Origin of the sequence: Ruminococcus sp. RTP21359st1_H3_RTP21359_211015, from assembly GCF_040909065.1 — a bacterium.
GTDB classification, from domain to species: Bacteria; Bacillota; Clostridia; order Oscillospirales; family Ruminococcaceae; genus Hominimerdicola; species Hominimerdicola aceti.
This window is the reverse complement of the sequence record NZ_JBDGDD010000001.1, coordinates 1-15,983: the sequence shown is the minus strand read 5'-3', so window position 1 is coordinate 15,983 and position 15,983 is coordinate 1. Positions and strand designations below refer to the sequence as shown.

At 43.3% G+C, this 15,983-nt stretch carries 13 protein-coding genes; 3 read left to right on the top strand and 10 right to left on the bottom strand.

Annotated features, from left to right (window positions below; genetic code table 11):
- Positions 1-21 precede the first annotated feature (21 nt).
- From AB5Z01_RS00065 to AB5Z01_RS00055, 3 genes are all read right to left on the bottom strand, one after another.
- Positions 22-2,364 carry a VWA domain-containing protein gene (locus tag AB5Z01_RS00065; protein WP_287215290.1) on the bottom strand — a complete coding sequence of 781 codons (2,343 nt, stop codon included), beginning with the start codon at positions 2,362-2,364 and terminating at the stop codon, positions 22-24.
- 250 nt (positions 2,365-2,614) lie between these two features.
- Complete coding sequence (gene clpB, locus AB5Z01_RS00060) at positions 2,615-5,236, bottom strand: ATP-dependent chaperone ClpB (protein WP_022288264.1); 2,622 nt, start codon at positions 5,234-5,236, stop codon at positions 2,615-2,617.
- 67 nt (positions 5,237-5,303) lie between these two features.
- Positions 5,304-6,014 (bottom strand): hypothetical protein, encoded by a 711-nt coding sequence (locus AB5Z01_RS00055; protein ID WP_287215292.1) that lies wholly within the window; start codon positions 6,012-6,014, stop codon positions 5,304-5,306.
- A 177-nt stretch (positions 6,015-6,191) separates the two neighbouring features.
- Here AB5Z01_RS00055 and AB5Z01_RS00050 point away from each other — a divergent pair, with 177 nt between their 5' ends.
- Positions 6,192-6,845 (top strand): HAD family phosphatase, encoded by a 654-nt coding sequence (locus AB5Z01_RS00050; RefSeq protein ID WP_195220914.1) that lies wholly within the window; start codon positions 6,192-6,194, stop codon positions 6,843-6,845.
- Between the two features lie 232 nt (positions 6,846-7,077).
- Here AB5Z01_RS00050 and AB5Z01_RS00045 read toward each other — a convergent pair whose 3' ends face one another.
- The 3 genes from AB5Z01_RS00045 to AB5Z01_RS00035 all read right to left on the bottom strand — a co-directional run bounded on the left by AB5Z01_RS00045 (position 7,078) and on the right by AB5Z01_RS00035 (position 9,753).
- Positions 7,078-8,211: a D-alanyl-D-alanine carboxypeptidase family protein gene (locus AB5Z01_RS00045; protein WP_051706897.1), complete on the bottom strand. Its 1,134-nt coding sequence runs from the start codon at positions 8,209-8,211 to the stop codon at positions 7,078-7,080.
- Between the two features lie 26 nt (positions 8,212-8,237).
- Positions 8,238-8,693, bottom strand: a complete 456-nt coding sequence (locus tag AB5Z01_RS00040) for a CBS domain-containing protein (RefSeq protein WP_117863422.1) — start codon at positions 8,691-8,693, stop codon at positions 8,238-8,240.
- A gap of 151 nt (positions 8,694-8,844) precedes the next feature.
- A complete protein-coding gene (locus tag AB5Z01_RS00035) occupies positions 8,845-9,753 on the bottom strand; it encodes a hypothetical protein (RefSeq protein WP_287215293.1) in 909 nt (302 codons plus the stop codon).
- Between the two features lie 284 nt (positions 9,754-10,037).
- On the opposite strand from AB5Z01_RS00035, the gene AB5Z01_RS00030 reads away from it, so the two are divergent.
- Positions 10,038-10,967: an AEC family transporter gene (locus AB5Z01_RS00030; RefSeq protein ID WP_287215294.1), complete on the top strand. Its 930-nt coding sequence runs from the start codon at positions 10,038-10,040 to the stop codon at positions 10,965-10,967.
- A gap of 434 nt (positions 10,968-11,401) precedes the next feature.
- Here AB5Z01_RS00030 and AB5Z01_RS00025 read toward each other — a convergent pair whose 3' ends face one another.
- From AB5Z01_RS00025 to AB5Z01_RS00015, 3 genes are all read right to left on the bottom strand, one after another.
- Positions 11,402-12,088, bottom strand: coding sequence for a DUF2461 domain-containing protein (locus tag AB5Z01_RS00025; RefSeq protein WP_368365174.1), 687 nt, complete (start codon positions 12,086-12,088; stop codon positions 11,402-11,404).
- Positions 12,089-12,193: 105 nt separating this feature from the next.
- Positions 12,194-12,730 (bottom strand): flavodoxin family protein, encoded by a 537-nt coding sequence (locus tag AB5Z01_RS00020; protein WP_022288256.1) that lies wholly within the window; start codon positions 12,728-12,730, stop codon positions 12,194-12,196.
- A 16-nt stretch (positions 12,731-12,746) separates the two neighbouring features.
- Positions 12,747-14,498 carry a 1-deoxy-D-xylulose-5-phosphate synthase gene (locus AB5Z01_RS00015; protein ID WP_332009153.1) on the bottom strand — a complete coding sequence of 584 codons (1,752 nt, stop codon included), beginning with the start codon at positions 14,496-14,498 and terminating at the stop codon, positions 12,747-12,749.
- Positions 14,499-14,733: 235 nt separating this feature from the next.
- Here AB5Z01_RS00015 and AB5Z01_RS00010 point away from each other — a divergent pair, with 235 nt between their 5' ends.
- A complete protein-coding gene (locus tag AB5Z01_RS00010; RefSeq protein ID WP_046441573.1) occupies positions 14,734-14,919 on the top strand; it encodes a hypothetical protein in 186 nt (61 codons plus the stop codon).
- Here AB5Z01_RS00010 and AB5Z01_RS00005 read toward each other — a convergent pair.
- Entirely contained in the window at positions 14,916-15,611 is a 696-nt protein-coding gene (locus tag AB5Z01_RS00005) for a hypothetical protein (protein ID WP_287215299.1), read from the bottom strand. The two genes, AB5Z01_RS00010 and AB5Z01_RS00005, sit on opposite strands and share 4 nt — an antisense overlap.
- Positions 15,612-15,983: the final 372 nt, after the last annotated feature.

Below are 15,983 nucleotides of genomic sequence, written 5' to 3'. Positions count from 1 at the left end.
CCGTTCCGTTTTTTGTTCTTATTAATGAGCTGTCACGTCAGAAAATTCTATACCGACCTGCTTGCCCTCATATGTTGCGGAATACTCAAACGTTGTGCCAACAACTGTCGCCTTGCCATTGCTGTCTATCTTGAGCTTGCACTTCGGAAGCTTCTGGATATAAAGCTGTTTTGTTTCCCCAGGATAGTTGTTGTCATATATCTGAAGGATATATTTTCTGTGGCAATCAGAATCCTGAATAAGTCCGATAGCGTTCACTGTATGAATATCGTCTATAGTTGTAACAACTGGTATGCCAAGGCTGAGCTGGTCTTCAAGCTTTTCAAAGCCATTACTGTCGTTGTTAAGGTTATACTCTGACGAAGAATCGTCCCACTGGAGGGCGTTAAGTCTGTAGAGTGCCTTTGCGAACTCTGCGTCATTTGAGGAATAGCCACCCCTTATTTTGTCAATGCCGTTTGCTATATCCATATCAAGCAGCTCCACCTTTTTCCAGCGGAGATTGCCGCCTGATATTTTCGTAACGTCCTTTACCCAGCCCTTGTTCTTGCTGTCATACTTATAGTCATCATTAAGGGTGAGAATATCCCCTGTGCAGGAATAGTCGAGATACTTTGTAACGTCTGAATATGTGCCCGCAAAAAGGTCTGAGGTTATCTTGCTAAGCGGCACTCTTTCGTCATACTGTTTACCGAAGTCTGTTCCGCTTATGTCATAGCCTGCGGCATTCACCTTTATGTCGCTCTTATCTGACGGAGCGATATCCCCAAGAGAAGTCTTTACATTTCCGAGATACCAATCTCTTGCCATAACAGCCATGCCGAAGTCAACACTTGCGGTAGTTGTTGTTCTGAAATTCTTGAATGAGAAGCCGTTCACCTTTGGGTCAAAGCCTGTGTTGTAAAGTGAATAACCTCTTACGTTATCGTCAGCGTTTGTGTATGTAACGATATCATAGTTCAGTGTAGTAACTATCTGCTTGTAAACGTCATTGAGGGCGTTTGCGTCGGAAGCTGAGTAATACTTTCCGCCTGTGGAATAAGCAAGCTCCTGAAGCCAATCTCTGTCAACATCTCTGCCAAGACCAACTGTGAGAACGATTATGTCCTTATCCTTTGCAGTATTTGCAAGGCTTGAAACGCTTGCAGGATTAAACTCGTCAGACTCGCCGTCTGTGAGCATCACGATGATATTTCTGTATTTTCCACCGGAAGTTGCCTTGAACTCGTCCATGCACTTTTTAAGAGCCGTCTGGCTGTGAGTGCCGTTAAATATCTCTTTCTCAGACTTTATCTTATCGAGAGCTTCCGTAAGCTTCGTCTTATCATCAGTGAAGTCTACCATCTTTTTGTAGCTTCCTGTGAACTTGCAAATGCCGACCTGATAGTGGCTCTCAAACTTGTCGATAAGATTCTTTGCAAATTCAAGACGCTTGAAGTCAACATCATTCTCAGAAGAAGTTACACACTGCTCCTTTGGATACATAGAGCCGGAGTTATCAACGAGGAAGCAGATCCTTGTTGTGGCTTCATCGTTTACAGTTTTCTCAACGCCTACCACATAAGTGCCAAGCTCTGTAAGAGAAGCAGAAACTGTCTTTTTGCTCTTGTCTGCCTTTGAATCCACCTTTGTGTAAAGGGTCGAGCGTGAATCAAATCTCAGCACTGTAAGGTCATCAAATGAATATCCCATTTTACTCAGCTTTGCAGAGTCGATATCGAAAGTTATCTTTGCCGAGTTGAACTTATAGTCAGAATAAGCGTCATAAGCCTTTGTGACGATACTTGCATTTGAAGAGATACCAAAGAGGTCAAGTTCAACGAGGGTCGCACTGGCAGCGTTTGCGTCGCCCTTTATTTCAAGGCGGCAGTCCCCTGCATTTTTTTCCACTGTAAGCTCTCTTTCAGCGTCATTGGTCTTTCCGTCAGACTTTGACTCTCTCGGATTTGTGCCTGCCATAAGCTCATAGCCGTCAAGAAGACCGTCGCCGTCAGTATCGGCTTCAATAGGGTTCGTGCCTAGCTTTGTCTCATCGCCGTCGCTTATTCCGTCATTGTCAGTATCCTCGCTTTGAAGGTTAGTGCCATGACGTACCTCATCGGCATTCTTTATGCCGTCACCGTCCCAGTCCTGATCGTCAGAAAACTCCGACTCCTTGAAGGTAGTGCTTATATCAAGCTTTGTTATGACCGATTTCGCCATGGCGATACGGTTATTTTCCCTTATTTTCAGGCCCACGACAACACAGGCAGCCACAAGGAATGCAAGCACTATACACAGCACCAGCAACGCTATCTTCTTTTTGCGCTTTCCTCTGTTCATGCTCTGAACAAAATCATTCGTATCAGAAAAATTTGCTTTCATAAATATTAATTCCCCTTATCAGATCACATATTTCACGATATTAATATTTTAGCATATATGTGCCTCATTTGCAAGCAAAATAGCCTAGAATAATTCACAAAATAAACTGTTCTTTTTTGTTTACAAACAGTATATCTTACCAAAACATTAACAAGATAATTCTTTTATTATTAACCTAAAATAAATTAAAACCTTCTTTTCCCACAAAAAAGGGCAGCCCCTCCCGGAGCTGCCCTTCGGCATAATACTATCACTCTTCTGTAACAGTATTATAAATAACGTTCACAACGAAGTCCTTGTCATAATCTACCTGCAAGATAGAATCAGGCTCAAGCTCGTCTGCAATGATCTTCTTTGCGATAAGAGTTTCGATACGTCTTTGGATAAACCTCTTGAGAGGTCTTGCACCGAAGTTCTGGTCGTAGCCCTGATTTACGATAGCTTCCTTAGCGGCGTCTGTTACCTCTATGCTGAGCCTCTTGTCTTCAAGACGCTTGCCAAGCTCTGCAAGCATAAGGTCAACGATCTTGTATATCTCCGTCTTCATAAGAGGCTTGTAGTAGATTATATCGTCAAGTCTGTTAAGAAACTCAGGTCTGAACTGCTGTTTCAGCAGAGCGTCCACCTTGTCCCTTGCTTCCTGAGATATCTCGCCCTCAGGTGTGATGCCCTCAAGGATATAAGGAGAACCAAGGTTTGAAGTGAGGATTATGATAGTGTTCTTGAAGTCAACCGTTCTGCCCTGTGAGTCTGTGATACGTCCGTCGTCAAGCACCTGCAAAAGGATATTGAAAACGTCAGGGTGAGCCTTTTCGATCTCGTCAAGAAGAACTACTGAATAAGGCTTTCTTCTTACAGCCTCGGTGAGCTGACCGCCCTCCTCATAGCCTACATATCCCGGAGGCGCTCCGATAAGACGGCTTACGCTGAATTTCTCCATGTACTCCGACATATCTATACGAACGATATTGTTCTCGTCGTCAAACAAAGCCTGTGCAAGAGTTTTTGCAAGCTCTGTTTTACCAACGCCAGTAGGACCGAGGAAAAGGAACGAACCTATCGGCTGATTTGGATTTGCGATACCGGCACGAGATCTCATGATAGCCTCAGACACACGCTCAACGGCTTCGTCCTGACCGATAACTCTCTCGTGGAGGATATCAGGCAGGTGGAGAAGCTTCTCACGCTCGCCCTCCATAAGCTTTGCAACAGGGATACCTGTCCAGCGACAGATTATCCTTGCGATCTCTTCCTCTGTTACCTTATCTCTTAGCAGAGTGTTCTTTGTCTTTGACTTCTCTGCTTTCTCTTCTTCCTCGGCAAGCTGCTTCTGCAAGTCAGCCATTCTGCCGTATTTCAGCTCTGCAAGCTTGTTAAGGTCATATTCACGCTCCGCTCTCTCGATATCCTTTGAGCATTGCTCAATATCCTCACGGAGCTTCTGCACCTTAGAGATAGCAGACTTCTCATTCTCCCATTTAGCTTTCATCTCATTGAACTGCTCACGCATTTCTGAAAGCTCTTTCTGAACCTCATGGAGATGTTCAACTGCAAGCTTATCAGTTTCCTTTTTAAGGACAGTTTCCTCTATCTCGTGCTGGAGTATCTTACGTCTTATCTCATCAAGCTCTGTAGGCATTGAGTCCATTTCCGTTCTGATGAGTGCGCAGGCTTCGTCCACAAGGTCGATAGCCTTATCAGGGAGAAATCTGTCTGTGATATATCTGTTTGAAAGAACAGCCGCCGCAATAAGCGCCTGATCCTGAATTTTTACGCCATGGAATACTTCATATCTCTCTTTAAGTCCACGAAGTATAGAGATAGTGTCCTCAACTGTCGGCTCGTCAACCATAACAGGCTGGAAACGTCTTTCAAGAGCGGCGTCCTTTTCGATATACTGACGGTACTCGTTAAGAGTCGTTGCACCGATACAATGGAGTTCGCCCCTTGCAAGCATAGGTTTGAGCAGGTTGCCTGCGTCCATTGCGCCGTCTGACTTTCCTGCGCCAACGATATTGTGAAGCTCATCTATAAAGAGGATTATCCTGCCCTCAGACTTCTTTATCTCCTCAACGACTGCCTTGAATCTTTCCTCAAACTCGCCTCTGTATTTTGCGCCTGCGATAAGCGCACCCATATCAAGTGAGAAAACCTGTCTGTCTTTCAGACTGTCAGGCACATCTCCGCTGACGATACGCTGAGCAAGTCCCTCTGCAATGGCGGTCTTACCAACGCCAGGCTCACCAATAAGGCAAGGATTGTTCTTTGTTTTTCTTGAAAGTATCCTTATAACGTTTCTTATCTCGCTGTCTCTGCCGATAACAGGGTCAAGCTTGTTCTGTCTTGCAAGCTCCACAAGGTCCTGACCGTACTTTTTCAGCACGTCATAGGTTTCCTCCGGATTCTGGCTCGTTACCTGAGCGTTGCCTCTTACAGCTTGAAGAACTTTCAGAAACTTTGTTTTTGTTACCCCAAAGGTCTTGAAGATCTCTTTTACTGCGCTGTTAGGACTGTCCATTATGCCCATAACAAGATGTTCAACTGAAACGTATTCGTCCTTCATTCTTGAAGCTTCCGACTCGGCTTCCGCAAAAGCCTTGTCAAGGTCGCTTGAAATGTATACAGAGTCCTGCGCACGTCCGCCTACCTGTACCTTAGGTATATCGTCAACTGCTCTTGTAAGAGCCGCCTCTATATTTTCAGGGGCGATATCCATTTTTACAAAAAGCTGCGGCACAAGACCGTTTTCCTGTGAAAGCAAAGCCAGCATAAGGTGCTGCTGGTCAACAGCCTGATTTGAGTTTCTTGAGGCAATGCTCTGCGCTTCCTGCAAAGCTTCCAATGATTTCTGTGTCAATTTCTGAGCGTTCATAAAATTACCTCCCTTATCATCTTAAAAAGATATATGCTCACAGCAGGCGGAATGCTCCGCCCACCGTTTAAAGAACGACAACGCCTTTTTTCAGATATCCTTCATACATTTCAGATACCTTTCTTGCCGCCGTTTCAGGTTCTGCGGCGTTGTCAAAGTAAAGCTGAATACAGCTGTCCATACAGCTTATATAATCACCGATAGCGTTCGCTATATCCTCGTCGGTCAGCTCCGACTGAGGCGGTGCGTAAAAATCTCTTGTAAATCTGCCCTCGGCTGTTTCATAAGGCACGCCAGTAGTGAAAAGATACGAAAGATATTTTTCTTCGAGCCTTGCCCACAGCTTAAAAAAGCTGTCAAGCATTGAAATGAGCTGTGTGCTCTGAGTTCTGAAAGATACTTTCAGCCTGCCCACCTTTCCGTGAAAATCTCGGCTCAGCTCTATGCTGTATCGTATGGTCGGCTTATATTTATATCTCAAAGGACTTTTTATAGACATCATAGCGTCAGAGGGCTGATTAAGAGTCTGAAACCTGCTGTCCATAAGCTGTTCTATTTTAGAGAATATCTCACGCATTCTTTTTTCAGGGGTGAGAAGCTGAACACGCTCTGCCAAAATCTGATTTATCAGATTTGAACGGCTGGTATTCATGGAATATGCCAATCTGTCGATAGCCTCCACCACATCGTCTGCAAGCACCAGACTATACACGCTCTTGTTCACTTTGCTCTCATTCCTTTCTTTAAGGCGTTCCCATATGGCGTCGCCTTTTATCACTGTACTTATTATACCACATTCTAATAATTTGTCAATAGGATTATATAATTTTAATTACGAATTATATAGATGCACAATAGAATGTATGTTCTGCACCTCTAATTTGTGCAGTTTTATTGAAAACTTGTCAAAAGTGTGATATAATAACAGATACCAAGTTGGAAAGGCGTGATAAAAATGCTCAAAGGCGTTATATTTGATATGGACGGACTAATGATAGATACGGAAAAGCTGCTCACAAGGTTTTGGTGTGAGGCGGCGAATCATTACGGCTATCCAATGACAAAGGAACACGTTCTGGGCATACGCTCTCTTGCAGCGAAGTATGCTATCCCACATCTGAAAGGCATTTTCGGAGAGGATTTTGATTACTACAAAGTTCGTGGAAAGCGTATCGAGCTTATGAACGAGTTTATCAGGCAAAACGGCATAGAAAAGAAAAAGGGGCTTGATGAGCTTCTTGACTATCTTGACAGCACAGGGCTGAAAAAAGCCGTTGCCACTGCCACCGACCTACAGCGCACCACGCTGTATCTCAGCTCTATAAATATCATTGACAGATTTGACAAGCTTATCTGCGGAAACATGATAGAAAACGGCAAGCCTGCCCCTGATATTTATCTCGCCGCCGCAAAGGAGCTGGGGCTTGACCCTAGCGAGTGCATTGCCCTCGAAGATTCACCAAACGGCATACGCTCCGCCCACACCGCAGGCTGCAAGCCTGTTATGATACCCGACCTTTCACAGCCTGACGAGGAAACAAAAAAGCTTCTGTATGCCTGCTGTGATGACCTTTCCAAGGTCATAGGTGTGATACAAAAGCTTGTGTGATATGATATATTCTGTCAATCCATGTAGGGGCGAACATTGTTCGCCCGCTTTTTGTAAAAACGCTATAAAAATTGATACAATGTTACACGAATTGACACAAACGCTACATAGGGATAGTAAAACCTATAGCTTTATCACTTCGACGGGCGAACTGACTACACTGGTTTGCAAAATAAAATACAAAAATGCGGATACCTCCACGATATCCGCATTTATTTTTTATCCTATCTAATTAATCCTCGACCTCAGAAACAGAAGACGTGTCAGTGTCCGTCTTGCTGTCCTTGTCTTTATTATCAGAAGCCTTGCCGCCCAGATACTTTTCATAAATAGCTATCTGATCCTCAACAGACTTCAGCTCGTCCTTAGACTTTGTTGTAACACAAATATATGTGTGTCCGTTATCATCAAGTATAGTTGAAAGGGTGTACTTTGCTTCGTCGGTGAAGCCTGTCTTTCCGCCCTCGATGCTTATGCCGTCGTCAGCCTCGCCGTCACCGTCACAATCCACATAGTAGCCCTCAATTCTCTGTGCAACAATGCTTGTAAGCTCGATACCGTCCTTGTGCTGTTTTGTCTTTGAAGTTGTGTACTTTGTTGCTGTAAGCACTTCACGGCAAGTTTCGTTATCCATAGCCGCCTTTGTGATAACTGCGATATCCTGCGCTGTGGAATAATGATTTTTGTTGTGCAGACCGCTTGCATTCACAAACTTCGTGCCAGTAAGACCAAGCTCCTGGATCTTAGCGTTCATAAGCTCAACGAACTTCTCCTCTGAGCCTGCAACTGCGTTTGCAAGACCTGTTGTGCCGTCAGCACCGCTCACAAGGATAGCTGAATAAAGCAGGTCTTTCATTGTAACAGTTTCCCCGGCTTCAAAGCCTGCTCTTGATGCGTTGTCCTCGATAAGAGGGTCGATATCATCGCTTGTGAACTTATATGTAGCGTCCATATCCTGAATATTCTCTGCGGCTACAAGAAGCGTAAGCATCTTTGTAAGAGAAGCAGGATATACCTTTTTCTCGTAATTATAACCTGCAACTATCTCGTTTGTGTCAGCGTCAACAAGTATAGCTGAGTTTGCTGTCATACCCTTTATATTTATATCCTGATAATTTGCAGACTTCACAGGATAATTGCTCACAGGCTCTTCCACAACTGATGAAAGGTCGTCAACCTCTGAAACCTCCTCAGAAGAACTTTCCTCAGGTTTGCTGTTCACCTTAACAACTGCGTCTGCCACCTTGCTTGCCTGAATGGTATATCTTCCTGTCACCACCAGTGCCGCCGAGCCAACAGCCACAAGCATTATAACTATAAGCACAGCAACTATAGCTGCACCGCCCTTTTTGTTTGTCCTCTTCATTTTTACAACAATTCCTTTCCTAGTGCTTATACTGCACCTATCTCCTCTTTTTCTTCCTTATGACCATATTTCGCTTCATACTCGTTAAGAGTATCGTGACAATATTTAAGTATATCTCTTCTCGTCACAATACCTATAAAAACTTCCCTGTCATCAATAACAGGCACAAAGTTCTGATCCATTGAAAGAAGTATCAGATCCTCGATAGTAGAATAAACATAGACGGGCTTCATTCTAACACGCCTTGTTATCTCGCTTATCTTATATTTTTCCAGCTCACGCATATCCTGAATGCCATTATTGAGCATGAACCACAGAAAGTCGCCCTCTGCAAGGGTCTTTACATATCTGCCCTCACGGTCGATAACAGGCACAGCGGTAAAGCCGTGATTTTTCATTTTCTCAAGAGCCTGCCTTGCCGTGTTGTCATCATAGACAAAATCCACGCAAGCCTTCGGCTTCAAAAACTTTAGTATATTCATTTATATATATCCTCTTGTAAGCATACATTTTTATGCGGTAAAGACCGCACCTATAATTATACCAAAAAAACGCATACAAGTAAAGCATAGAGAGGGCATTTTCCGCCCTGCGTTTTCAACAAATCTCCACGCTGAAATTGTGCATTTTGACTTACTGCTGTGCAGACTTGTAGCCGTATGTGTAAACAATGCTCACAAAGCTGTCATAGGATATGGTCTTAAGATCGTCCGTCTGATATCCCCCTGCACTGAGATCGTCTGTTGTAACGCCTGCTTTGTTTAAGATACCCTGACAATAGCCAAGCCTCTGATCCTCTGACATACTGTCAAAGTCCACAAGACTTGTCGCCTGAGATACGTCAAACAGGATGTCGTCAGCTTCCCCCGAAAGCTCGTCAACAGTGTATTCTGAAACTGTATCATCTGAGCCTTCAATGGTAAAGGTCTGCGTGTATTTTTTTAAGCTTCCGTCAGATTTATCAAAATACAGGTCGATAGCAGTAATGTACGTGTCGCCCGTATAAGTGTACTCCTCAATATCGAAATCATCAGCCTCATCACTGTTTATATGACCATAGGTTCTCGGCAGGTTTTGCTTGACTATGCTTTCAAGAACGCCGTCAAGCTCCGTCACGTCTGACTTGTGATAAACACCGGTCACGTTATCGTAATCATATCCTGCTCCGTCAACATAGATAAATCCGCTGGTGCCTATATCCGATGTGACTTTCAGATAGATGTTTCCGCCCTTTTTGGCTCTTACTACCTCCTGCTTTGAGCCGTCGGCCTCTGTGCAGGTCGTTTTCAGAGTGTAGTCACCGTCAAAGATCGCAGCAGTTTTTTTAATAAGCTCACCCTGCTCGTTCAATACCTTGCTATCCGCATCACTCTCGTCACCCTTGCTGTCCTCAGACTTTGCGCTGTCGGCATTGTCGGCTGTTGAAACGTTCGCCTTGCTCTCTGTGGCAGAAGAGCTGTCCTTACTATCCTTTGAACAGCCCGCTGCACACAAGCATACCACGCAAGCGCAGAGAGCCGCACATATTTTCTTTATATCCATATGTAAATATCCTTTCAGACCATGTACTATATTTCTTTTTCAAGACAATACTGCTCTTAACATTATACACCCCTTAAACTTTTATGTCAAGAGATAAGGCATAGCGTAAAGATCGGTGAGTCATTTGCTATTTTACCTTATTTACGCACATAAAAAACACAAAAATCACCTATCAATGTATACTGTGAGTTCATGCTTTTTTCACAAAAGTCTGATATAATATTTGGGTATTCTGACGAAAGAACACCTAAAGAAGAAAAATATATGTGAAAGAGGAAGTAAAAATGGAAGCAGGTCTGATAATCGGAAACCAAATAATAATAATGTTCATTATCCTTATTGTAGGCGCATTTTGCTATTTAAAAGGGATAATCACAAAGGACGGTACAAAACAGTTGTCCTCATTCGCACTGAATATAATCAATCCTGTGCTTATATTCATGTCCTATCAGTCAAAATATGACAAGACCCTTGTGCATGGATTGCTGTGGTCTTTTCTGCTGTCAGCGATATCCTATGCAGTGACTATCTTGCTCACCTATGTTCTTATAAGAAAAAAGACTCCCGACCTTGCGGTGGAGCGTGTTTCGTCAATATATTCAAACTGTGCATTCATGTGCATACCCCTTATAAACGGCATTTACGGCTCAGAGGGCGTTTTGTATCTTACAGCGTATCTTACGTTCTTCAACGTCCTTATCTGGACGCACGGACTTATGACAATGAAAGGCGAGCGTGACTTTTCTTCTCTTGTGAAAGCCCTTATCTCACCGTCAGTTATAGCCGTTGTGATCGGTCTTATTTGCTATCTTACAAATATCAGACTGCCGAAAGATCCTGCAACAGCTTTGCAGTACATAGCAGATATGAACACGCCTATCGCCATGGTGATAGCAGGTGCAACAGCCGCACAGACCAACGTTTTGAAAGCCCTTCAAAACCGCCGTATCTACTACGTTTCACTGTGCAAGCTCATAATACTCCCTGTGGCAGGCTTCTTTGCAATGTGGATACTTAATCCTCCTCCGATAGTTCTTATGACAGTTACAATAGCCGCCGCCTGCCCTGCAGCGACCATGTGTACAATGTTCGCTGTAAACCTTGACAAGGACCCTAAAACAGCCTCAGAGATCTTTACAGTCACCACTATCCTCAGTGCTGTAACTCTGCCGCTTATAACTATCTTTGCCGACAGAATTACATATCATATTTAAAGTCAGCCTAAGCAAACATATCCATATAAACAAAAAGACCTGTCAGCATTTCGCTGCACAGGCTGTGAAAAGATAAATAAGCTACGCTCTGCAATGCTTTCCGAAAACCTCGGAGAGCATTTTTTTATCACTCTTTTTGCTGCACCGCAGGTAATTCTATAAAAAGCCTGCCGCACACACTGATCCCCTTCATGACAACACCGTTCAAGATATTTCAAACGTCTTGCCTTTATAATTTTTTATCCACCCATAGTATACACCTTACTTCATCGGTGCCTCGGATAATAAAAGTATAACATATAATCAATTCACTGTCAATATTTCTTTGAACAAATAGCATATAAATTGTATATTTCAATAAAACAACCAGAAAATTTATAGCGTTTTACACAAAATTGTCAGAAAGCATTCTCAAACAAGACACAATTTCTCCGCTATTTTACTTTTTTCTGCAAAATATTATCCTCCGCCCTCATAAAAAATCTGTATACATCTCCAAGAGAAGCAAGGTCACTGCATACTGTGTCCAGCAAGTTCACGTTGAAAAGCATCTTGGGGTCTTCACTGTCAAAGCTTACACCGATATCCTTTTTATTGAGCCACAAAGCGTCCTCACGGCTGGCATTTGGAAAATGGTCACGCTTATACTCGTCACCGAACAAAACGAACTTGCTGTTGTCTTTCAGCGCCTTGTAAGCCTTTTTATATTCCTGCGCCCCTGCAAGTATCATCACCCTCATTTCGTCCATGCTTTCTCTGTCGGTTTTGTAATATCCACAACCATAGCCGAAGCCATGGGTAGAGATATAGAAATAAAACTCAGGCATGGGGTGATATTCGCTTTTGTCACGCTGGCATTTCAAAGAACACCACACGCTCTCTCTGAATATCGGTCCGCCCTTATTGTAACGTGCGTCTTTGTAAAGCCTTGATATCTTTTTCGTATTGCATACTATCCTGCTGTCAATATCGTTCATTATGGGCGTTAGCGCAGTGATAAGCTCCGCAAAAGGCTCTTCTATGAGCCTGTGATAATCCGCCTTATGCTCCTTGAACCATTCCTTACTATCTCTCGTATGATTTTCAAACAAAAAGCCGATAGCTTCTTCACTAAATAGCATTTTTCTCTCTCCTTGATGTTTCTAAACTTATTATAGTATATCACGATTTGCATTTTTAATCAAGAAAAAAGAGCCTGCCAAAGCAAGCTCTCTTCCAAATGGATTTTATGAATGAAGTCCCATTTCGTAAGCGGTTTTCATGTGTGCACTGCTCTGCACTTCGCCCTTGTCCCACACGCCTGTGCCGTAAAGGATACCCTTTTCAACTGCCCCGTCAAGACAGTCAAGAGTAAATCCCCTTATGCTCTCAACTGTCTTTTCAAGGTTAGCGGCATTTGTATCAGCCGCAGTGAGTATATAATACACTTCTTTATTTACCATTTCAGTGTATCTCGGCACTGTTCTGTCAATGAGTGTCTTGAGCTGAGCGTCCATGGTGTAGAAATAAACAGGCGTTGCAAAAACGATAACGTCAGCGTTCACCATTTTGTCCATTATCTCCGCCATATCGTCTTTCTGCACGCACTTGTGAGTGCTGTTGCAAACGCCGCAGCCTGTGCAGTAGTTCACCTTAAAGTTCCTGAGAAATATTTTTTCCGCCTTGTGTCCTGCCTGCTGTGCACCCTTTATGAACTCATCGCAAAGCACGTCGGAATTTCCGCCCTTTCTAGGGCTTGCGGATATAACAAGTATATTTTTCATATTATCACCTCAAATATCAAAGTGTCTTTATAACGTCATCGGCTATCTGCTCAGGAGTAAGATGATTTTCTTTCAGCACCTCGGCAGGGTCATAGCGGTCATAGAACTTCTTTTCAAGACCAAAGCAAAGGGTCTTTACATCACTGTCGCCGTAAAATCTTGCTATCTTCTCGCCAAAGCCGCCCTCAAGAACGCCGTCCTCAAGAGTGATAATGGTCTTGTGGTCAGCCTTGAGGCTTTCAAGCATTTCCTTGTCAATGCCTGTGATGTAGTAAGGGTTTATTACAGTAGCCTTGACACCTGTTTTTTCCTCGATAAGCTTTGCGGCTTCAACGCCCAAGCCGTAGAATGAACCAAGTGCGATAACAGCCACCTGACTGCCCTTCTGTGTCATCTCATACTTGTTGAGCTTTGAAAAATCCTTTGTGAAAGGCTTGCCGTCTGAGACAAGGCTTGCAGGAACTCTTATTGCAACAGGGTACTCGTTTTGGTCAAGTGACCAATCCAGCATTGCAAGATATTCTTCCTTTGTTACAGGTGCAAGATAAACAAGCTCAGGGATATTTGATATCATCGGTATATCGTAAATTCCAAGGTGAGTAACGTCACTCATGCCGTAAACCGAAGCCGCAAAAACAGCTATTGTAACAGGACTTTTATTTATGCAAACGTCCTGAGAAAGCTGGTCGTAGGTACGCTGTAAGAACGAGCTGTAAACACCGTAGAAAGGCTTTCCGCCGTTCTTTGCTATACCTGAAGCAAGTGCCATTGCGTGTTCCTCTGCAATGCCCACGTCCATAAACTGCTTGCCTGCTTTCTTTCTGACATCAGGAGTGAAGCCGAAAACCGTCGGAGTAGCGGATGTTATAGCACACACGGACTTGTCAGCCTGCATTTTCTCAAGAAGATAATTGCAGGTAACAGTTCCGTAATCCTCGCCCTCAGAATCGTAAAGGGACTTGCCTGTTTCAGGGTCGAACGGCATATGCCAGTGCCATGTTTCCTTATCCTTTTCCGCAGGAGCATAGCCCTTGCCCTTTTGTGTTACAATGTGAACGGCAACAGGCTTTTTGCTGTCCTTTACGCCCTCAAAAGCCTCAATAAGCGAAGAAATATCGTTGCCGTCCTTAACGAAAACATAGTCAAGACCCATTACCTTGAAAAGGTTACATTCAGCCTTGCCCTCGGTATCACGAAGAAGCTTGAGATTTCTGTACATACCGCCATGGTTTTCTGCGATAGACATATCGTTATCGTTCACAATGATTATGAAGTTTGTATCCATTTCCCCTGCAAAGTCGATACCCTCCAGAGCTTCGCCACCGCTGAGAGAGCCGTCGCCTATAACAGCGATAACATTGCCCTCCTCGCCCTTGAGATCTCTAGCCTTTGCAAGACCGCTTGCAAGGCTCACAGAAGTGGAAGTATGGCCAACCGTAAAAATGTCATGCTCGCTCTCCTCCGGGTTTGTGTAGCCTGAGATATCATCGAACTTGTCAGCGTCAAGGTAGGACTCCTTTCTGCCTGTGAGCATTTTATGTGGATAGCTTTGATGTGAAACGTCAAAAACTATCTTGTCCTTAGGAGATTCAAAAACATAGTGCATTGCGATAGTGGCTTCCACCATGCCGAAGTTAGGACCAAAATGTCCACCATGCTTGCTGAGCCTGAAAAGCAGAGCCTTTCTCATTTCCTCAGCCAGCACTGTCATTTCATCAACAGTGAGCTTTTTAACGTCAGCAGGTGAGTTTATTTTTTCAAGATACATTTTCATTTCCTCCTGTTTTACTTATAATTTTTCTTAGCTTTAGCTTACTTATATTGTACCATCTGGAGTTAGCTCTAAGTCAACAGGTTGTAGAGATATTTTACATTTTATTAACAATCAACCTAACAAAAAAAGCACGGTCATGTGCCGTGCTTAGTATATTTCTCTTGAAAAAAATTAATGCCGTGCTATAATTATAGTATCACCAATATCACACCGGAAAGGTCTTGAAAGCATGAAATACAAAGTTATAGACATAAGCGAAGAGGATTACGGCTGCGAGGGCATACCGGAGGACAGCGAACTCATGTGCAGTGTTTTGATCGAAAGCTCTGACGGCACACAAAAATGGTTGAAAATAGCTGACCGATATCTCAGAGAAAACAACATTGATATAGGCAGTGTCATCACCGCAGACTAGCCTGCCTCCCCTGGAATATCACGCATTATCCACGCAAGCTGTTCTTCTGTAGGTTCTTCTATCTCATAGCCGTTGACATTGTCGCCCTTGAAACAGTTTTGATACAGCTCCACCCATGCAAATGTTGACAGTTTGCAATCAGAATAGATTTCTTTTTCACCTTTGTACGGCAGATCTTCAGGATAGTAGGTCTTGATAATAGGATTTCCATAAGGGGTGCAGTCCTCGAACTTATCCTTATCGCTCTCAAAAGTGTCTTTACAGCACACTCCCCTCAATGAGTATCTTGCCACAAGATACTTTTCACCCTCCTCATCAGGGTTCTTTTTAAAATCAATCTGCGCCAGCTCGACAATAGCTTCTGCGGCGTATATAGGACAAGGAATTAAATATCCGTTGTGAAGCTCAAAGATCTTGTCATTGTAATGAAAAGTCTTTCGCTTTTCGATAGTGCCATATTCTGCATACTGAAAAATATTCAGCTCAGGGGCATCGGAGTAATAGTCGGTGACAATTTCCCCTGCCTTACTGCGGAAATAGCGTTGTTTCTGCGCTTCGAGCTGGTTCGATTCCACATTTTCATCAGAAAAATAATTGTGTTCAAATTCGTCGATATCCTCAGTAAAAAACGAAGCTGTGCCGCTTGTGCATGAGGGACAGTTCGCGTCAAACAAGGTTATTTTGTATATCATATGAATTTCCTTTCCTAGAAGCAGTGCCAAGCATTTCGGTACTGCTTTTATTATATCCTATTATTTTCCCGTTTGAGGTAAATAAGACTATTTCTCTTTGTCGCAAAGGAGAAAATATTCGCTCATGAGTTTGGCAAGGTGCAACTAAACTCATATCTTAAATCAACATCATAATTTTGTAAATAGTTTTATTTATAAATTGCAAGTAATTTGTATCTTTATGCAAATTGATACTGCAAAATTTGTAGCAGATAAACAAAAAAGTCGCAGACAAAACGTCTACGACTTAGAAAACACTCTGGCAGGGGCAGAAGGATTCGAACCCTCGGCACGCGGTTTTGGAGACCGCTGCTCTACCAACTGAGCTATACC